Genomic DNA, 18,242 nt, shown 5'->3' on the forward strand with positions numbered 1-18,242 from the left:
GCAATAAATAGTTTCAATACGCGTGCCAATTTTGTTTGACCGGGGCGAAGGAAAGATTCTTTTTTGTTTTTCAGCTACTTAGTGCGACCAATATCAAGAGATTTGGCTAAACAAGCCTATGTCGCTGACCGGACAAAACCCACAGACGGTTGTCGACATGGATTACTTGAGACCGCTGTAGGTCGATCTCGCGGAGAGAGGACGACGACTGACAGCGAGATAAAGGAGCTTTCAAATGGCGACAATCGCACATCGAAGCTTCCCAATGGAGAAAGGGGCGTAGCTTACGATTCCGCAAACACCGAGGGAGATCGAACGCGAACATGAATTCGATAGGTACCTGCGCTGAACGTCTTTTTCGGGTGTAAGACGACATCGGGCAGGTTGCGCCCTCTTCGGGCGCGGCCCAGGAAAGGCGCGACGATAATGGCTCAGCAGCCGCGTCCGCGAAGGTACGCCAGATAAGAAATGTCGCTCGAGCCTATTGCGTCCCGCAGCAGCGGCAGCCACTTTCCAGCGAAGGCGAGTAAGCCCAAGCCTTGGTCGATCGGGCTACAGAGGCTCAAAGACGGCAATCAGCTGACCAGCCCGCCCGAGACGCTGCTTACGCAGCTGGGCTCTGAATGCGTGTCTTATATCGAGGCCAACCCATTTCCCGCGCGGGAGCAGACGAACCTTGCGTCCGCTGTGAAGCTATCCGCGCTGCGCTCTCACACTGGGTCGGGTTGACCCGCTCCATCGACGACGGTCGCATCGAGAACGAATATCACATCGTCGAACGCTCGATGCTGCGGATCGCCCTCAACAGGAAAATCCCTCTTCGCCGGTTCCAACGCCGCGACCGAACAATGGGCAACCATTCCTTCGTTGATTGACCCTCAGTCTCCGACTCAGAGCCTCAGCTCTCTTCAATGAGTCCGCAGCCAGCAAGGGCTGAGACATAATCGTACACGTCACCACCGGTGACGTCATACCGTTCTGCCTTAAGCTCGCTCAGTATTCTCCGCATTGTATGTTCGCCGTCGAGTTTTGAAATCATAACGGCGACCCAAGGCGGAGGAGACTGGATGAGCTTTTTTGATTTTCCGGGGATCTTTCCGACGCAGATACTCCCGTCCTCTGCTACCAACACCTGATGAGAACGCTTTAATAAAGGTTTAAAGTAATTCACGAGGTGCCTCACTCAAAAACGAGGGTCGACTTCGCCACAGGTTTACAGCCTGGACAAGCACAAAGTCGCCTTTGTTGCAGTATTGACTCTTTTTCGCCAATAGCAAAAATGCGCTTCTCAAGGTCCGAAAATACAATGTCGTTCATGCTCCTTTCCTCTCTTCCTTAAGCCACATCATAGTTGGTGACATTTCGAGCGTATCAAGAAAACATCTTTTTTGACGCGGCTTCGCGAGGGGCCAGACGGTTGCGATGGAACACTCCTGCACTACGCTTGACCGTTTCGGCCGAGCACTTGCTGACACCAAGCTCACATCCCTCGCCACGAGGAGACTCAAAAATCGTGCCAGCTGCGCACAGAGCTTGGAAAACGTTTTTGTTCAATGGCTTAAGCGAGGCTGCATCAGCAAGCTGGTCGAATAGTATCGTGTCGCGGATTCGACCAACTCGGCAGCGCCGCGTCCTCCTCCGTGCCGATCAACCGGAAGCCGAGGGGAAGCCGTCGAGCAGCTTGAGCGCTGGTTGAAATGGCACTTGCGCGTGACCTCGAGGCAGGCGCAAGCGGCGGGCCTTGCGCGGGCTGCTCGCCGCGGAAAACGATATCTAGAAAGCTGAAAAAAGCCCACGTAGCAGCCACGTATGATTTGCATTGTCGGTGTAATCAATTACCGGGCAGTTCACGTCGAGCGCGATAGCGCTGGACCTCCGGGAGAATGACGCCGGTGAGGAGCGTCGCCCACCGAAATCGAATTCGCCATGCCCGACCGTGTCGCCACCATAGTCACATGAGGCTCTGTCGTCATGTAGGCGGCGAGCGTCGTTTTGCGCCACAGGCTGCCTCTCGGGTTTGCGGCATCCCGCCAGAACCTGTTAAGGTATCGACCGCGGCAGGTAATCAGGGTGACCTTGGCCCGTCGAAACTCGCTGCCAAGCGTGTCGCGGTCGCCCCTCGAGCCGCGGCCCACCAAAGTTTGGCAGAGTTCTCGCCGATTGATTGGCGTACCAGACAATGGCCTTCTCGCCATCGATGTCTTCGAGCCAGGGACTTGGATCATTTTCGGGCATTTAGCTTCGGGCGAGGTATATTTCGGTCAAGATCCGAACTACTTCGGATCGAAAATCACTCCGTCGTCCGAGAAGGCGGCAATTCTGTCACTTCGGGCCCATGACCTAGCGACTTGTTGACCTCCGGGATGATCTTGTCTCCCCAGAGCTCGATTTGCCGCAGCATCGTCTTCTGGTCGAAATCTCCCAATTGGGTCTGAATAGCGATCTGGTTCGGTTTCAGGATGTCTATCTCTTCCAACAGCCGATCGATCACATGATTCACGCTACCGATCGGCAGGTTTTCGCGCATCGTCTCGAAGGACAGGTCCTGCTGCGTCGGCGTTTCATGCAGCAGATAGCCATCTAGGCTTTGCTGACGGCGCAGAAGAAGGGCTTCGGACAAGCGGCGTTGGAAGCGGGCATTATCGAGATAGCTGTTGATCTCCGCCTCGTCGTCGCTGGCATAGCAGCAGCGCAGCAGCGATATCTTGGCGTCCGTAACATTCTTACCTTTTGAAACTGCTGCTTTCTCGATGCTTTCGCGCAGCGTGCTCAAAGTGTCCAAGCCGTCGTGGAATGCTGTGACGAAGAGATTGTGTCCCTCACGATAAGCTCGGCCCATGCTGTATCCCGTCGCTGTCGCGATCCAGATTGGCAGTGTTGGCTTCTGGGCTGTGCGCACCGAAATCGCTGTTGGAGGTATCTTCTCATACCGCCCGTCGTGCTCGAAAATCCTCTGATTGAGACCCTTGAGAAGGATGTCCAGATATTCAGAAAAGACAGACGGCGCCTCATTGACATTGACGCCAAAGCGCTCGAACTCGAACTGCTGGTATCCCGAGCCGACGCCGAGCTCGAGCCGGCCGTTCGAAACAATATCGGCCAATCCGATCTCGGAGAGCAGGCGAAGCGGTTGATAGAGCGGCAGCACACAGACCGCGGTGCCGAGGCGAATAGTGCTTGTCAGTGCGGCGCAGTGCGCCACCATCATCAACGGCGACGGAATTAGGCTGTAATTGTTGAAGTGGTGCTCGGCGAACCATGCGGTGTTGAAGCCAGCCTGCTCCGAAACGACTGCCTGTTCGATGGAGTTGCGGATGACCTCGTGGGACGATTGATGATAGCCGCGCCGAGCGGCCAAGAGGAATGTCGCGAATTCCATGGTGTTTCCCTGTTTACGGCAGATTAGCGGTCACGGGTGCGCCAGCCTTGGTAGCGGCGTAGCCGATTATCCTTCCGCAAATCGCTTGCCATTCGACGATCACAGGCGCGCACAGAAGACCTCGAACGACTCCGTCTCCAATTCGGAGCATTTCGCTCATCGATGGAGACGCCACCCTCGATCCCGAACCGCGCTTCGGGAGAATCGCGCAGCTGGATCTGTTCGCGTCTGAATTTTTGGCCTCGATGAGCCGCAGCCAGCCACGTGGAAAACAGTCGAAATCATTCTTCGGCCTCCGCTAAATCTTCTGTGTTCGTCGACGAATCCCGCATCCCCGGACGAGGTCCAACGTCCACGTAAAGCGTTGAGCAGTTGATGTATATGCGTCAGACGATGCCAGGAAAACGCTGTGTCAGCGACCTCTTCCGGCTGTCCCAGCTTTCCGTCGGGATGCACGTCTGATTGATGTCCAGTCGATGTTGCCGAGCTTTACCAACTGGGCGACACCAGGCGTGTGGCTGTAGCCAGGAGCGACGGTGGCTGTCCCGATCAGGTTTACTGCCAAGACGCGTTGGAAGGCGCCCATAGTCGTGTCAACGGTCGCGGCCATAGTGGGCCCTATGGCGTTGTTGACGAGCACGCCAACTTGGCCAAATTGTGCTTCAATCCGTTCATGAATCGCAAGAGATTCTCCTCTCGCGCGACATCGAACTTAAAGCCCAGATGCGGGTCGCCGAGACCACGGGTAAGCTCAAGCACGCCGCTGCCAGGAGGTCCACGGCGAGGACAATATCTCATCACCGGCAAGGACCTCGACCCAGAGCCCGACCGATCCCGCCTGCGGCGCCTGTGATGATGATGATATGTCTTGCTTGTTTCATGGGGGCAACCTCGCGCCATGGATCCTAATGATCCGTCGCGGTACTGCAGCACGTCGCGCTGGCAAGGAGTTTCCGTTTCAGTAGACGTTGTGCGTTCCATCGATCAAGGCTCACCTTCATTTATGCAGCGCTTGCCCAGAGTGTAGACCGGGTCATCTGGATGCAATCCTCCGATCGGCTGCCGGGGGCCGAACCGCTCCTTCTCGGATGCCGCGGACAGGCTCTGTTCCTCGACCAAATCATAGACCACCGTCCGTTCGGCAATTCGCCAGTCCCCTCCCCTCTTCTGAAATAGATCACAATATCGACCGCAGATGAGGACCTGACGTAGCGTCCCGACACCGTCCGGGGCGCGTTGCAGTGCGGCGAAGTAGCTCTCGACAGCGGCCTCTGCCGGGCTAATGAACTCAATCAAAATGTTCGTGATCTGATGGATGTTGCGCGGTCCGGTCTTGAAGACGCCCAGCGCGAACTCAACGAAGCCCTCTGCCGAGCCTGAATAGGCCCCGTGGCTGTCATGCGCATCGGGCCAGTAGGAACCCCGTAGCGCCGCCTCATCCGCGCGGTCTATTCCGCGGCAGTACCGATAGAGACAGTCGCGGATCGCCTCGCGGTCGAGCAATTCGGTAATTTTCTTGTGCTTCATCGCTTTGTCGCAAATCTGAGATTGGAAGAGGCGTTTTCGCGTCTAGTTGCGCACCCGAGGTTCGACTGTTCGGCGGTTTACGCAGTCGCACTGAAGGCAAACCCTCCTGCCGCTTGGGCCTGCATGCGAAACAGCTGCCGTAGAAGTTGACCCAGTGGCGTAGCTGAACGGGTACGGTGTCTGGACAGAGACCAGCGCCGTCATATACCGGTGACGTTCAATTTAACTCCCGCAGTGTTGATTGAACAAAAGGCGATCAAGCAATACATCGGAGGTGCTATCGATTTCCAGCGCACGTTCGGGGCAGGATCGAGCGCCTCGTGACGCGAGCAGTTCGTCTTTCTCCTCAACATCGATATCACCGGGCAGTATGTAGCCGTCGTCATTAAGGTTGAAGATGTGGGGCGCTTGCGCCCAGCATCGAGCATGACCTTGGCATTTGGCATTGTGGACGATGATGCGCATGCGGTACCTCTATATCTGTGTCCCCGCGCCAATGGTCAGGACCAGTCCAGGATTAGATTCTCGATTCCGAACACATGACCGCCATAGGTGATGGGCGCCGTACCTTCCTTGATACGGAAGTCGGGGATGCGAGACAGCCACTCCTCCAGGCAAATGACGATCTCCCGCCGGGCAAGGTGCGAGCCAAGACAACGATGGGGACCGTAGGCAAAAGCGGTGTGGCGATTGTCTTCTCGCGCCAAATCGATCGTGTTGGGACATTCGAATTCCGCGGGGTCACGATTCGCAATCATCGTGGCGCAGGAAATATAGTCCCCCTTACGGATCGGCGCGCCTTCGAAATCGATATCTTTCGTTGCTACGCGGATCATCTGCACTGTCGAATAGGCGCGCAGCAATTCTTCGGCTGCGAGCACCGTTCGACCCGGTTCACTCCGCAGCAATTCCTGGTCTTTGGGATTGCGCGCGAGATAGGCCAGGTCAAAGCCTATCGCCGTTGCGACTGTATCGAGTCCCGCGACGAACAGAAGCACGCCAATGCCGCGGATTTCCTGGTCTCTTAGCGGGCGGCCATCCACCTTTGCCTGCACGACGAAGGTCATGAAATCGTCGGCCGGTACCTTGCGACGCATGGCTGCAAGTTCGTCGATAAACGCCAGAATTGTGCGAGCGGCTGCTATTCGTTTGATGCCGTCGCCGTGGAGCAGATCCTTCCCCCAGCCGACAAATGTGTCGAGTCGCCCATCGGATAAGCCCAGAAAACGAAGGAAGATGCTGACCGCAAAAGGAAAGGCTAAATCCTTCATCACGTCGCAACTTGTGCTCGACGCGGAGATCATGTCGATCAGCGCGACCGCACGCTCACGGACAGCCGGTTCCAGTGCCATCACCCGCTTGGGCGAAAGCAGCGGATTGAGGAGTGAGCGAAACAGGCCGTGCGCAGGGGGGGCGAGTTCAAGCGGGATCAACGGCCAGTTTTCGCCGAGCGCGGAAGCGAAAAGGCTGCGATGGCTGGAAAAGGTTGCGGTGTCTTGCAGCAACCTACGCTGATCTTGGGCACGAGTGATGACCCAGGTACCTCGGCCATCGCGCGTGTTGCAGGGGGAATAAAAGATTGGCGGCCCATCATGGACGCAAGCGACAGCTAAATGCGGATCCCCGTTTTTAGTGCGTTGCATAGCAGGAGACGTGAACAGGCTGAAGTCCCTTACCATTTCGGGCGGGACATGATCCGGAACTGCGTTGCTCACCACTAGGTTTCTCCTGTCAGCAAACCACCCACCAGGCTGCGCGGCGCGGCGCGTTGCTCATCCGACAATATTGTAAGCCCCTCGCCGGGATACGACTTTCTCGGTGAAGAGCGTGGCTTGGTCGCTGGCCCAGCGATCGACACTCGTATTCCACGGGTTTTGCATCCCACCGATAGGTACGATGTGACGCAGACCTGAATTGTTACTTTCCTTCGTTCTCATCCGTAGCGGTCACTGACGAAGTGAATAGATCGACAACACTCGCAGCCTCGATCCAAAACTCATGCCAATTTGACTCATCGAGCCGAGATACCAATTTTGCCATTGCTTTTTCGGTATTTAGCCTGAGGCGAAACAAAGAGATTGGCTGTGCTAGCCTGTGTCGTGCCAGACAAATCGGACAAAGATTTGGACGCGCGTTTGAAACGAGAGTTGGTTAGTTCGCAGTCGCGATCCCTGCCGACACGCACTCCGCCGAAGCTGTCCGCCATCACATAAAGGCGATGATTGCCCCAGAAACGCTCGATGATGTGCTTTCCGACGAGGGGATCGTTGCCCGGCTCAAGGAAACCGGCATCTCCATCGCTCGCCGCACCGTCGCAAAATATCGCGAGGTGATGAACATCCCCTCGTCCGTGCAACGCCGCCCGGAGAAGCGCGCCGGTTTGTGTTGATGACGGCTAAGGCATGACGCTCTCATACCTTTGACGGAAGCGTTCTTAACCTAACTCGATCCCTTCCTTGGTCAGTGCGAGGCGGCTGTTGCCTTCCTCTGCGCCGAAGCAGTCTTTGAGATCATTGCACTCCCGGCAACTGGGCGCGGTACACAGCGAAAAACCTTCAGCCTCGCAGAGCTTGCGGTAGAGGTACTTCTTCCATCTCATCTTTTGGGTATTGCCGGACGCCAGCTTCGGGAAATGTGTGGCAAGCAAGCGGCTGAGCTCGGCCTGGTTGGAGAGGCCGAGGTCCTGCCAGAGATGGTCGTTGCGTAAAGCACGCCGGGCGATGATCTTGGCAAAGCGGGCGCTCGTAATGTCGTCCGCGCGGGCATGCGCCAGCAGCATGCCGCGCAGAAGTTCTTCCTCCGGGCCTAGCGCGGGATCGCTCACCTTTTCTAGGGAGAAGGTCGGGGCAAGCCTTTCGGGGAAAAGGCGGGTTAGGATATCGTGCAAATCGGCACGCGAAAGGCCGGTTGCCTCGGTCGCCGTCGCCTCGCCAGCATCGATTTCCTCCAGCGCGCGCGAAAAGACACAGGCAAGCACATATTCGTCGAAATCCACCTCCACGTCCATCCGCGGCAAACGCCCGGTGCTGGACGACTGGCGTCGTCGCCGATTGGGCTGGTTGGACATTCTGACTCCGTGGGGGATGCCCTTTTCCCAAAAACCGCGCATCCGAGGCTTATCTGACATTGGGCTTACGTTCCTTCGTTCCATTGGTCGATGTCATATCGGTCGGCTCCCGCCGCTTTGTGACGAAGGGGAATTCAAGAATTGTGCCAGCTCGCAAACGAAGCTTTAGAAAGCAATTTATCCAGCTTTCCCAACGACCTAGGTTTAATCAACGGGGGAGCTGAGGCCAAATACCAGATCTCGCCTAATGGACAAGTCCGACAGCAGACATTGGTTCCCCGGCATTTTGCGCAGAACTGCGACGAACTTTCATCCGGCGGAGATGAGGGCCTCGGCCGGAAATTGGCGCACAGAGATGCCTTGGCAGAAGTGTCGGAATCGACCCGTCTTCGGGATTTCCGATGACGTGGGACATCCAGCACCGGGTGGCAGAGACATCCTCCTGTTCCCGAGTGTCTTCTCTCTTTGGCACGGTACATGCACGGTCATCCGCGACCGCGCCATCGACTAAGGAGAAATCATCGCATGATCACGCTCACCGAAAATGCCGTCACCGTCATGAACTCTGCGCTTTCCCAAGCCGCCGAACAGGTGAAAGGTTTTCGCATCATGGTCGAGGCGGGCGGCTGCGCCGGCTTCAAATACGTGGTGGGGCTGGAGAGCTCCGCGCGCGAGGGCGACGCGGTCGTCGAAACAGATGGGGTCAAGGTGTTCGTGGACTTAGGTTCCCAACGACATGTGGCCGGCATGACCATCGACTTCGTCACGGGGCTCGAATCCTCCGGCTTTGTCTTCGACAATCCCAACGCGCGGGAGAAATGCGCTTGCGGCAAGTCCTTCGGCTGATCACCGGATCTGAGGAAGGGCTATGCTGAACTATAGCGAAAAGGTCAAGGAACAGTTTTTCCATCAGAGGGATACCGGCGTTCTGCAAGCAGCCAGTGAGACCGAGGTACGTGCCATGGCCGGCGGCAGTGCGCTTGAATTGAAGAACAGAGTCGATCCGGTGGTGCAACCGATTATGTCCGCGAAATTTCAGATGCGCCGCTGCCTCTACGCTATCGTCCGCTCGTCGAAGCCTACCGAACTCATCATCGGCAAAATCGTCTATGAAGCACTCCGGATCACCAATCAGTATTTGGCAGGATTTTTCAATCGTCTGCCGCCGGAGACGATGCATTGTTCAGCGATTGGTTATGCTGCGACCGCCTTTTTCCGCGGTCGGGAATGCGTCGAGGATCGGGAGGCCGGCGCCTTCTTCTACAAAGACCTCGGTGTCGATGAAGTGTTGATCAGAGGGATGCCCTTATCAACAAGCTCACCACGATTGAGCGGGTCACTGACGACGCCAAGCCTCGCAGCCAGGTCACATGCTTCAAAGCCATCGAAGCAGTGGTTTTCCGGCTTCGCGCAGCGTTGGTCAACGAAGGCCACATTAAGAAAGAGGAGGCCTTCCCGACCGGCACAAAAGAGGTCCGCGCGCTCAAGAGCACGGCGCGGTCGGAGCCGCTGTGAAAGCAGCAATCGTTTCCGGGACCCGTACAACCGCGCCGCCCGAAACAGTTCAGGTCTCAGCGGGAAGGTCCGGCAAATGACGACGCTGCAGCGAATTCGACTGAACGGAACCGCTCCCGAGGGCATGCGTTCTCACCTGCGCGCTGACGGCGGAGACTGCGACCTTGTCGATGGCAACCGCGATCAGGCTACGTCAAACCGTTGTGCGCCGGGACCCCTGGTCTGCTTGCCTTGGTCACTATTAATCGATCCTCAACGAGACCACCGAGCCCTTAGCCCTTTGCGTCATTCCCATCCGCCGAGATTGCACTCATGAGATCTATCTATCTCGACAACAATGCAACGACACGGGTCGATCCTGAAGTGGTTGAAGCCATGCTGCCGTTCTTTACGGATCAATTCGGAAATCCTTCGTCGACGCACGCTTTTGGCTCCCCCGTCGGCGTGGCGGTGAGGAAGGCGCGCCGGCAGTTGCAAGCACTGATCGGCGCGGAGTTCGATGATGAGATCGCGTTCACCTCGGGCGGGACGGAAAGCGACAATGCGGCGATCCTTTCGGCGCTCGAGGTGATGCCCGACCGCACAGAGATCGTGACTTCCGCAGTCGAGCATCCAGCCGTGCTGTCGCTCTGCGCCCATCTTGAGAAGGCGCGCGGCGTCAAGGTGCACAGGATCCCAGTGGATCGCCATGGCAGACTCGATCTTGAGGCCTACGGGACCGCCCTCACTCATCGCGTGGCAATCGTTTCGATCATGTGGGCGAACAATGAGACGGGCACGATTTTCCCTGTGGCTATGCTTGCCGAGATGGCCAAGAAAATCGGCGCACTATTCCACACGGACGCGGTCCAGGCAGTCGGCAAGGTTCCGATGGACCTGCAATCGACTGCAATCGACATGCTGTCGTTATCCGGACACATGTTCCATGGACCAAAGGGTGTCGGCGCACTCTATCTCAGACGGGGCGTGCCCTTCTCGTCGCTGATTAAGGGAGGCCATCAGGAGCGCGACCGACGCGCGGGTACAGAGAATACGCCCGGCATTGTAGGTTTAGGCAAGGCTGCCGAGCTCGCGTTGAAATTCATGGACGACGAGAACATACGGTTGAAGTCGCTTCGAGACCGCCTGGAGAAAGGTGTTCTCCAGCGTGTTCCAGACTCCTTCGTTACCGGCGATCGGCTGGAGCGGTTGCCGAACACGGCAAACATCGCCTTCCAACATGTCGAAGGCGAGGGTGTGCTTCTTCTTCTCAATCGTAGTGGCATTGCCTGCTCTTCCGGCTCTGCCTGTACCTCCGGTTCGCTGGAGCCGAGCCATGTCTTGAGGGCGATGGACATCCCTCATGCTGTGGCACACGCGACAATCCGCTTCTCATTCTCACGCGATAGCTGTGACGAGGATGTCGACCGTGTGCTCGAAGTTATAACTGGCATCGTGGAGAAACTACGGGACGGTTCCCGGTCTCGGCCACGTGGCTAAAAGCTGCAATCCGGTCCCTGCAAAGGAGAAGAGCAGGCGCTCATGAAACGACAAATCTTTCTCAACGATACGACCTGCAAGACGGCGAGCAGTCGCCCGGCGTTATATTCACTGCGGCAGAAAAGCCCGGGCTCGTTCAGTCACGTCGATTGCCGGGTCATCGCCAATGCAGTGGTCATCGAGGACGTCCCGCCCAGTGTCACCGTAATGGGCATCTCGGTCGCATCGGTGGATCGATCTCAGCCACCAGCCAATACGCGATCCAGTGCCGACGCGGCTGCCTTACCTTCGACCGCTTCTCATTCCTCGAACAGCGCATTTCGCAGGTTGCAGCGGCAGCTAGCGGCGAAATGGTCTCGAGATCACCGCTCACGATCAGGGAGAACCCAATGTGCCGTTGCTCAACTGACAGCAATCGCATCAATGTCAACGACATCCTCGAGCGGCTGAAGCGCCTGTCGGCTGCGGAGGAGTTCTTCGCAGTCCTTGGGGTCTCCTATGACCCGAAGGATCTTGATGTCTCACGACTCCATATCATGAAGCGCATGGGGCAGTACCTAGCTTCAGAGGACTTCTCCGGTCTCCCCGACCGGGTGATCGCTACCCGGGCAGGCGCCATGCTGGAACGCGCCTACGATGATTTCGCGAATTCCCCGCCGCTCACGCACCGGGTCTTCAAGGTGCTCAAGGACCACGATCCGGACAACCCCGTCACACCGGGCCGCACCTTCGTCCCGTTGGACTCCTTCCTGAGGCCGTTCGAGAAGGAATGAGCGTGTCACGGTTGCGACACGACAATGTCGAGAAGTCGGCAAATCCAGCCATAGGGCCGCAAGAATTAAAAACGCCTGCATTTCAAAGGGATAGAGGAATGCAACGTAGTTGGCACTTATGATGCTTGCAAGGATATGAAGTGCCAAGCCCGCCATCCATATAGGGAGGGAGTAAGAAATCGCCATGCACATCGTAATCTGTATCAAGCAGGTGCCGGATTCCGCACAGATACGTGTCCATCCGGTGACGAACACAATCATGCGTCAGGGTGTGCCAACCATCATCAATCCCTATGACCTGTTCGCCTTGGAGGAAGCCCTTGAATTGCGCGACTGTCATGGCGGAGAGGTCACCGTGCTCACTATGGGGCCGCCCATGGCAGAGGACGCGTTGCGCAAGGCGCTCACCTACGGCGCCGACCGCGCCGTACTCCTGACGGACCGCCATTTTGCCGGCTCTGACACTCTTGCAACCTCATTCGCTCTGTCTCAAGCAATCGCGAAAATCGGAGAGACCTTCGGCACGCCTGACATCGTCTTCACGGGCAAGCAGACGATCGATGGAGACACCGCCCAAGTCGGGCCTGGCATCGCCAAGCGCCTCGACCTGCTGCAGCTCACCTATGTCGCGAAGATCGCTTCTATTGATCTCAATGCGCGTGAGATCATGGTGGAGCGTCGCTCGGAAGGTGGCACGCAGACGCTGAAGAGCAAGCTCCCTTGCCTCGTTACCATGCTGGAAGGCACCAACGAGATCCGCCGCGGCTCGCTCGACGACGCGCTGCGCGCCGCGCGCAGCGAGATCGTCAAGTGGAGTGCTGCCGACGCTGGCATTGAGGACCTCACCAAATGCGGCCTGCGTGGCTCGCCAACCGTGGTCAAGCGAGTCTTTGCACCTCCTGAGCGGGTGGAAAAGGCAGAGCAAATCGACACCACCGAAAAGACGCCGCGCGATCTCGCGGATGAGTTGATCGCCGGGATCTTCTCGCGCCAGCCGGCGCTGGAAGACGAACTTGCCTTCAACGGCGAGGCGTGAAGGCGAGGAGCGACGATATTGAGCACGAATCGAGAAACCCCTCCTCCAGCCGCTGGCCGCGCCGGCATGAAGAAGGAGCTGCCCGAGCAATTTAAGGCCTATCGGCACGTTTGGGTCTTTATCGAGCTGGAGCGCGGCCAGGTCCATCCGGTCTCCTTCGAGTTGCTCGGCGAAGGCCGCAAGCTCGCCGACAAGCTGGGCGTCCAGTTGGCCGGCGTCGTTCTCGGACCGCCGGGAGAGGCCACCTGGTTTGCCATCGCAGAGGCTTTTGCTTATGGCGCCGACCTTGCCTACATCGTCGAGACCCCACTGCTCACCGACTATCGGAACGAGCCTTTCACCAAAGCGTTGACGGATCTGGTTGTTACCCACAAACCCGAAATTCTGCTTTTAGGGGCGACGACGCTCGGCCGCGACCTTGCCGGTTCCGTGGCGACGACCTTGTTGACAGGGCTCACGGCTGACTGCACCGAACTCGATGTGGATGCGGACGGCTCCCTTGCGGCGACCCGGCCGACCTTCGGCGGCTCCCTGCTGTGCACAATCTACACGCTCAACTGCCGGCCGCAGATGGCAACGGTGCGGCCGAGGGTCATGGCAATGCCGCAGCGCGGGAATAATCAGGTCGGGCGTGTCATTCAACACAAAGTGCCGATGGTCGAGGAAGAGATCGTCACCAAAGTCCTCGGCTTCATGTCCGATGGTCAATCGGCAAAGGCCAATCTCGCCTATGCCGATGTCGTGGTTGCCGGAGGCCTCGGTCTCGGCGCGGCGGAGAACCTGAAGCTCGTGAAGAATCTCGCGCGGGCGATCGGGGCCGATTATGGCTGTTCGCGCCCTCTGGTCCAGAAGGGCTGGATGCCGGCTGATCGGCAGATCGGGCAGACTGGCAAAACTATCCGGCCGAAGCTCTACATAGCGGCCGGCATTTCCGGCGCCATCCAGCATCGCGTTGGCGTCGAAGGAGCTGATCTCATTGTAGCGATCAACACCGATGGCAACGCGCCGATCTTCGATTTCGCGCACCTCGGCGCCGTCACCGATGCGATCCGTTTCCTGCCGTCATTGACGGAACTCTTCACCAATCGGCTTTCGCCGCACAGTCGCGATAAGCTTGCAAACTGAGGGTGCACGGCCATGACCGAGGAAAAGTTCGATGCCATCGTTATCGGGGCCGGCATGGCCGGCAACGCAGCTGCTTACACCATGGCAAGCCGCGGCATGAAGGTGCTGCAGTTAGAGCGCGGCGAGTATCCGGGCTCCAAGAACGTCCAGGGCGCCATCATGTACGCGGACATGCTGGAGAAAATCATCCCGGATTTCCGAGATGATGCGCCTCTCGAGCGGCATTTGGTCGAGCAGCGCTTCTGGATGATGGACGACACATCCCACATCGGGATGCAATACCGGTCGGATGACTTCAACGAGTCGAGGCCCAACCGCTACACGGTCATTCGCGCCCAGTTCGACAAGTGGTTTTCGCGCAAGGTGCGCGAGGTCGGAGCGACGCTTCTATGCGAGACGACGGTGACGGAACTCGCCCGCGACGCAAAGGGCAAGGTGATCGGCGTCCGCACCGACCGCGGTGGTGACGGAATCCTTGCGGACGTGGTCGTTCTCGCAGAAGGCGTCAACGGACTGCTCGGCACGCGGGCGGGTTTGCGTGAAACGCCAAAACCCGAAACCGTGGCGCTCGCCGTCAAGGAAATGCATTTCCTGGCCGAAGAGGTGATTGACCAGCGGTTCGGCCTCAAGGCCAACGAAGGCTGCGTCATCGAGGCAGCTGGCACTATCTCCCGCAACATGGCCGGGCTCGCCTTCCTCTATACCAACAAAGAGTCGATCTCGATCGGCATTGGCTGCCTCGTTTCCGAATTCGCGGCGACAATGGAGAGCCCTTATGACCTGCTCGAAAAGTTCAAGAATCATCCGTCGGTCAAGCCGTTGATCGCGGGTTCGGAAGTCAAGGAATATGCCGCTCATCTCATTCCGGAAGGTGGCTACAAAGCAATCCCGCCGCTCTTTGGCAACGGCTGGGTCGTCGTCGGCGACGCGGCGCAGCTCAACAACGCCGTGCACCGCGAGGGATCCAATCTCGCCATGACGTCGGGGCGCATCGCCGGCGAAGCTATCGTCCAGATCAAGAATCGCAAGAAGCCGATGATCAAGGAGAACCTCAGCCTTTACAAGGCGATGCTGGAGAAGTCTTTCGTCATCAAAGACTTGCGGAAATACAAGGACATGCCCGCCCTGCTGCACACCAACTCCCGCAATTTCTTCACAACCTATCCAAAATTGCTGTCGCAGGCCGCGCAGAACTTCATGCGAGTGGACAGCACCCCGAAAATCGAGAAGGAACGGGCGACCATGGCCGCCTTCATCAAGGCGCGCTCGCGCTTGGGGCTTGTCAGTGACGCCGTCCGATTGGCGCGCGCCTGGCGCTGAAGGAGAGATGAGATGACGGTTGCAGTGTCCAAGATACGCGTAGAGGATAAGCTTTACCAAAACCGCTACGTAGTCGATTCAGGACGCCCGCACATTAAAGTGCGACCGCACCAGCGGCCGAGCGTAAATCTCTACGCCCTGACGAGTGTCTGCCCGGCCAAATGCTATGAATTGAATGATCAGGGCCAAGTGGAGATCACCGCCGACGGGTGCATGGAGTGCGGCACGTGCAGAGTGCTTTGCGAGGCAAGTGGTGAGATCGAGTGGAATTACCCGAGAGGCGGCTTCGGTGTTCTCTTTAAGTTCGGATAACCGCTTGCATTAACTCAGGGGCCTCGAACCAGCATCGCGATTTGCAGCCAAAGCTGCAGCATTTTTGCAAGATCCATGTCGGAATATTGAAAATCCGCATTAAAGGTTCATATGAATACGCGCAAACAGAGGTTTTAAGATTCGCACTAGATAACCAAGGCTTTGTAATGACTCACGTGCCCGCGCGATCGGTCGATGGAGTAGAACCTCTATCTGCACTAAACCTGTGCGCCAAGCGGGCATCCCATTCAGCAGAATCTATGAGATATCGAAGGTTCTGACTGCCCCGGCCCGGCCAGAGATCACGCTTGCCAATGTCGTGAACGTTCGCGAGCGCGACGAACACCCCACCTTTCCTTTTGAGATTAAGGCCGCGAGATAAGCTTCTTCATCGATAGGAGCGGAATGGGATGGTTGGAGATCACGCTGATGCCATGCTTGAAGTCATGGATGAAGGCATGCATGAAGCCAGGCATGAGGGAACGTATCGTCGGATCGAGGTGATCACCGGTCGGCGGCAGCGACGGAATTGGACTGACGAGGAGAAGGCGGGATTCTTGCGGAAAGCGCGGAACCTCGGCCGTTACCCGGCTCTGGGGCGTCAATCGCGGTTTGCTGAACGTCTGGCGTCGGGAAGCTGGCCCTGACCTCTCGTCGCTCTTCCAAGACCTGTGCGCAGCAGGCGATGTTCGTGCCGGTGACGGTGGTTGGCGATCGAACGTCTCCCGAGAGCTCGCCGTCGGATTTTGCCCACTTCGCCGCAGGTCGGATTGAGATCGAGCTTGCTGGCGCGCGCATGAGGGTTATCGGCTCGGTAGCGCCTGAGCTGGCACAAGCGATGGTGGCGGCGTTGCGAGGGCGCCGGTGATCGGAGTTTCGCCAAATGGCGTGAAGATCATGGTTGCGACGCAACCTGTCGACTTCCGGCGCGGCATGAATGGCCTGGTGGCTTTGGTGGCGTCAGCTCTTGCGGCCGATCCCTATTGTGGCGACGTGTTCGTGTTCCGCGCCAAGCGTCTGGATCGACTTCGCTGCATTTACTGGGACGGATCAGGCATGATTTTAGCGACGAAGTGGCTCGAGGCTGGCAAGTTCGTTTGGCCGCCGATCCGCGATGGCGCGATGCAGATGAGTGCCCAGGAGTTCTCGCTTTTGCTTGATGGTATTGACTGGACGCGCGTCAAACGAAACGCGGTGAGGAAACCCTCAAAAGCAGGCTGATCCTATTGGTTTTGCTTGCTGATGCGCCGCAGCCCCGAGCACAGCCCGGTGTCAGTCAAGGCTTTGGCGCGGGAACTGCCGCAAGATGGCTGGCAGACTATTGGCTGGCGGGAAGGCACCAATACTGACCTCAGCTCCCGCTTCGCCGCCGATGCGTGTGAGGCCCGCGTCAAGGGATTACACATTAACCGAGCCTCGCGCCGAGGAATGGCCGCTGATCGAATGGCCCGACGGCAATACCGAACCGCTCAAATACTGGCTCTCCACGCTTGCCGCCGCCGCTTCGCTCGAAACACTCGTCAGCACCGCCCAAGCTGCGCTGGCGCATCGAGCGCGACTTCAGGAACTCAAGCAGGAACTCGGGCTCGGCCATTACGAGGGACGCGGCTGGCGCCCGCCCGTTTCCACGCCAAGGCGCGGGTGGCAATGGTCGGCTGCACGCCCACGACATAGTCGAGGCTGAGCGCCGACAGGCCGGTGCGGAACGCGCCGTCGCGCCATAGCCGGCGTCGGCCAACACCACGCCGGGCGCAACTCCGGCCGCCTGCGCGGCTCGGATCTGGTCGAGCGCAATGGCCGGCTTGGTCTGGAATGCGACGCTGTCAGGGATTTCGCCTTACGCCGCCGCCCGGTATCGTCGGCCCAGATCTCGGGCAGATAGGCAATCGGCAAGCTCGCCGCGACGTTGGCGATTGATGACGGCGACCTGGCAGTTGTCCTGCTTGCCGAGTTGGCCGCAATACTGCCGCGCGACCCCGAGCGAATGCTTGCCCTTCCTGGGAAAGCCAGTGTCATCGACAAATCCACGCTTCAATCGGCCCATGCCGCTCGATCAGCGGCAGCACCAAATCGCGCAGGCATGGCCGATCACATCGACGAGACTATCGACATAAGCCGCAACACCTGCTTCACTTCCAATGCTCGCGCCATTCATCCCAGCTTGCTCCTGCTGATCACGAATCGCCACGTTGCCGAGCGTCTTGGGGTCCACGAGCATACGGTTGGCAAGTGGCGCCGCCGGTTCATACAAGATGGCATTGAAGGGCTGACAGATGAATATCGTGCCGGTCGACCGCGAACTGTCTCTGATGCCCAGGTTGCTCAGGTCGTCGAGCGTACATTGAACACCACCCCCAAGGATGCCACGCACTGGTCCATCCGTTCGATGGCAGCCTCCAGTGGACTTTCGCATACCACCATCCGTCGGATCTGGACCGCCTTTGGCCTGCAGCCGCATCGTGCCGAGACATTCAAGCTTTCCTCTGATCCGCTCTTCGTCGATAAGGTGCAGGACATCGTCGGTCTTTACATGTCACCTCCGGATCGGGCGGTCGTGCTTTGCGTGGATGAGAAGTCACAAATCCAAGCCCTGGATCGCGAGCAGCCTGTGCTGCCTATGGCGCCGGGCGTCGCCGAACGGCGCACTCATACCTATGTCCGCAACGGCACGACCTCCCTGTTCGCCGCGCTCGACGTCGCGACTGGCGC

Annotated in this window: 17 protein-coding genes and 5 pseudogenes; 14 read left to right on the top strand and 8 right to left on the bottom strand. The window is 58.2% G+C overall.

The genetic code is table 11. The annotated features are described in order from the left end of the window. Window positions 1-689 precede the first annotated feature (689 nt). Window positions 690-876, top strand: a pseudogene (locus AS026_RS42875) (IS66 family transposase); the annotation flags it as partial. A 22-nt stretch (window positions 877-898) separates the two neighbouring features. On the opposite strand, the gene AS026_RS01735 reads toward AS026_RS42875, so the two are convergent. The 6 genes from AS026_RS01735 to AS026_RS01755 form a co-directional block, all read right to left on the bottom strand. Beyond that, on the bottom strand, window positions 899-1,171 hold the full coding sequence (locus AS026_RS01735; protein WP_007539051.1) for a hypothetical protein: 273 nt from the start codon (window positions 1,169-1,171) through the stop codon (window positions 899-901). Window positions 1,172-1,179: 8 nt separating this feature from the next. Next, window positions 1,180-1,317: a hypothetical protein gene (locus AS026_RS41910; protein WP_157224562.1), complete on the bottom strand. Its 138-nt coding sequence runs from the start codon at window positions 1,315-1,317 to the stop codon at window positions 1,180-1,182. 973 nt (window positions 1,318-2,290) lie between these two features. After that, a complete protein-coding gene (locus tag AS026_RS01740) occupies window positions 2,291-3,379 on the bottom strand; it encodes an LLM class flavin-dependent oxidoreductase (RefSeq protein ID WP_007539055.1) in 1,089 nt (362 codons plus the stop codon). Between the two features lie 984 nt (window positions 3,380-4,363). Further along, window positions 4,364-4,906, bottom strand: a complete 543-nt coding sequence (locus tag AS026_RS01745; protein WP_007539058.1) for a nuclear transport factor 2 family protein — start codon at window positions 4,904-4,906, stop codon at window positions 4,364-4,366. A gap of 222 nt (window positions 4,907-5,128) precedes the next feature. Then, on the bottom strand, window positions 5,129-5,371 hold the full coding sequence (locus AS026_RS01750) for a ferredoxin (protein WP_028748982.1): 243 nt from the start codon (window positions 5,369-5,371) through the stop codon (window positions 5,129-5,131). Window positions 5,372-5,406: 35 nt separating this feature from the next. Beyond that, window positions 5,407-6,585 carry a cytochrome P450 gene (locus AS026_RS01755; protein WP_051321175.1) on the bottom strand — a complete coding sequence of 393 codons (1,179 nt, stop codon included), beginning with the start codon at window positions 6,583-6,585 and terminating at the stop codon, window positions 5,407-5,409. Window positions 6,586-7,061: 476 nt separating this feature from the next. On the opposite strand from AS026_RS01755, the pseudogene AS026_RS38995 reads away from it, so the two are divergent. Continuing rightward, window positions 7,062-7,295: pseudogene (locus AS026_RS38995) on the top strand (RNA polymerase factor sigma-54); the annotation flags it as partial. 45 nt (window positions 7,296-7,340) lie between these two features. Here the strand turns inward: AS026_RS38995 and AS026_RS01760 are convergent. Continuing rightward, window positions 7,341-8,033 carry a nitrogen fixation protein NifQ gene (locus AS026_RS01760; RefSeq protein WP_028748980.1) on the bottom strand — a complete coding sequence of 231 codons (693 nt, stop codon included), beginning with the start codon at window positions 8,031-8,033 and terminating at the stop codon, window positions 7,341-7,343. 465 nt (window positions 8,034-8,498) lie between these two features. On the opposite strand from AS026_RS01760, the gene AS026_RS01765 reads away from it, so the two are divergent. The 11 genes and pseudogenes from AS026_RS01765 to AS026_RS42890 all read left to right on the top strand — a co-directional run. After that, window positions 8,499-8,819 carry a HesB/IscA family protein gene (locus AS026_RS01765; RefSeq protein WP_007539067.1) on the top strand — a complete coding sequence of 107 codons (321 nt, stop codon included), beginning with the start codon at window positions 8,499-8,501 and terminating at the stop codon, window positions 8,817-8,819. A gap of 22 nt (window positions 8,820-8,841) precedes the next feature. Next, the gene (locus AS026_RS01770; RefSeq protein WP_007539070.1) at window positions 8,842-9,804 is read left to right on the top strand and encodes an iron-sulfur cluster scaffold-like protein; all 963 of its coding nucleotides are present in this window, start codon (window positions 8,842-8,844) and stop codon (window positions 9,802-9,804) included. Further along, entirely contained in the window at window positions 9,801-10,967 is a 1,167-nt protein-coding gene (nifS, locus tag AS026_RS01775; protein WP_028748979.1) for a cysteine desulfurase NifS, read from the top strand. The genes AS026_RS01770 and nifS overlap by 4 nt, the downstream gene beginning before the upstream one ends. A 389-nt stretch (window positions 10,968-11,356) precedes the next feature. Next, complete coding sequence (gene nifW, locus AS026_RS01780; RefSeq protein ID WP_028748978.1) at window positions 11,357-11,740, top strand: nitrogenase stabilizing/protective protein NifW; 384 nt, start codon at window positions 11,357-11,359, stop codon at window positions 11,738-11,740. Window positions 11,741-11,924: 184 nt separating this feature from the next. After that, entirely contained in the window at window positions 11,925-12,776 is an 852-nt protein-coding gene (locus AS026_RS01785) for an electron transfer flavoprotein subunit beta/FixA family protein (protein ID WP_007539075.1), read from the top strand. A 15-nt stretch (window positions 12,777-12,791) separates the two neighbouring features. Next, on the top strand, window positions 12,792-13,901 hold the full coding sequence (locus AS026_RS01790; RefSeq protein WP_028748977.1) for an electron transfer flavoprotein subunit alpha/FixB family protein: 1,110 nt from the start codon (window positions 12,792-12,794) through the stop codon (window positions 13,899-13,901). Window positions 13,902-13,913: 12 nt separating this feature from the next. Then, window positions 13,914-15,221, top strand: coding sequence for an FAD-binding protein (locus AS026_RS01795; protein ID WP_007539080.1), 1,308 nt, complete (start codon window positions 13,914-13,916; stop codon window positions 15,219-15,221). A 12-nt stretch (window positions 15,222-15,233) separates the two neighbouring features. After that, window positions 15,234-15,533: a ferredoxin family protein gene (locus AS026_RS01800; RefSeq protein WP_007539082.1), complete on the top strand. Its 300-nt coding sequence runs from the start codon at window positions 15,234-15,236 to the stop codon at window positions 15,531-15,533. Between the two features lie 410 nt (window positions 15,534-15,943). After that, on the top strand, window positions 15,944-16,180 hold the full coding sequence (locus AS026_RS42885) for a hypothetical protein (protein ID WP_245307291.1): 237 nt from the start codon (window positions 15,944-15,946) through the stop codon (window positions 16,178-16,180). 217 nt (window positions 16,181-16,397) lie between these two features. Beyond that, window positions 16,398-16,754, top strand: coding sequence for an IS66 family insertion sequence element accessory protein TnpB (tnpB, locus tag AS026_RS01815; protein WP_028748976.1), 357 nt, complete (start codon window positions 16,398-16,400; stop codon window positions 16,752-16,754). A gap of 18 nt (window positions 16,755-16,772) precedes the next feature. After that, window positions 16,773-17,148, top strand: a pseudogene (locus tag AS026_RS42890) (IS701 family transposase); the annotation flags it as partial. Window positions 17,149-17,202: 54 nt separating this feature from the next. On the opposite strand, the pseudogene AS026_RS39005 reads toward AS026_RS42890, so the two are convergent. Continuing rightward, window positions 17,203-17,577 (bottom strand): annotated as a pseudogene (locus AS026_RS39005) (transposase); the annotation flags it as partial. A gap of 144 nt (window positions 17,578-17,721) precedes the next feature. Here AS026_RS39005 and AS026_RS01825 point away from each other — a divergent pair. Beyond that, window positions 17,722-18,242 (top strand): annotated as a pseudogene (locus AS026_RS01825) (IS630 family transposase); the annotation flags it as partial.

The organism is Rhizobium altiplani, from assembly GCF_001542405.1.
In the GTDB taxonomy this organism is placed as follows: domain Bacteria; phylum Pseudomonadota; class Alphaproteobacteria; order Rhizobiales; family Rhizobiaceae; genus Rhizobium; species Rhizobium altiplani.

Bases quoted from the DNA above. Each gene is read 5' to 3' on its own strand.
- AS026_RS01795 (WP_007539080.1), top strand. From the start codon at position 13,914: ATGACCGAGGAAAAGTTCGATGCCATCGTTATCGGGGCCGGCATGGCC.
- AS026_RS01755 (WP_051321175.1), bottom strand. From the start codon at position 6,585: ATGGTAAGGGACTTCAGCCTGTTCACGTCTCCTGCTATGCAACGCACT.
- AS026_RS42885 (WP_245307291.1), top strand. From the start codon at position 15,944: ATGGTTGGAGATCACGCTGATGCCATGCTTGAAGTCATGGATGAAGGC.
- AS026_RS01760 (WP_028748980.1), bottom strand. From the start codon at position 8,033: ATGTCAGATAAGCCTCGGATGCGCGGTTTTTGGGAAAAGGGCATCCCC.
- AS026_RS01740 (WP_007539055.1), bottom strand. From the start codon at position 3,379: ATGGAATTCGCGACATTCCTCTTGGCCGCTCGGCGCGGCTATCATCAA.
- AS026_RS01785 (WP_007539075.1), top strand. From the start codon at position 11,925: ATGCACATCGTAATCTGTATCAAGCAGGTGCCGGATTCCGCACAGATA.
- AS026_RS01800 (WP_007539082.1), top strand. From the start codon at position 15,234: ATGACGGTTGCAGTGTCCAAGATACGCGTAGAGGATAAGCTTTACCAA.
- nifS (WP_028748979.1), top strand. From the start codon at position 9,801: ATGAGATCTATCTATCTCGACAACAATGCAACGACACGGGTCGATCCT.
- AS026_RS01770 (WP_007539070.1), top strand. From the start codon at position 8,842: ATGCTGAACTATAGCGAAAAGGTCAAGGAACAGTTTTTCCATCAGAGG.
- nifW (WP_028748978.1), top strand. From the start codon at position 11,357: ATGTGCCGTTGCTCAACTGACAGCAATCGCATCAATGTCAACGACATC.
- AS026_RS01745 (WP_007539058.1), bottom strand. From the start codon at position 4,906: ATGAAGCACAAGAAAATTACCGAATTGCTCGACCGCGAGGCGATCCGC.
- AS026_RS01765 (WP_007539067.1), top strand. From the start codon at position 8,499: ATGATCACGCTCACCGAAAATGCCGTCACCGTCATGAACTCTGCGCTT.
- AS026_RS01750 (WP_028748982.1), bottom strand. From the start codon at position 5,371: ATGCGCATCATCGTCCACAATGCCAAATGCCAAGGTCATGCTCGATGC.
- AS026_RS41910 (WP_157224562.1), bottom strand. From the start codon at position 1,317: ATGAACGACATTGTATTTTCGGACCTTGAGAAGCGCATTTTTGCTATT.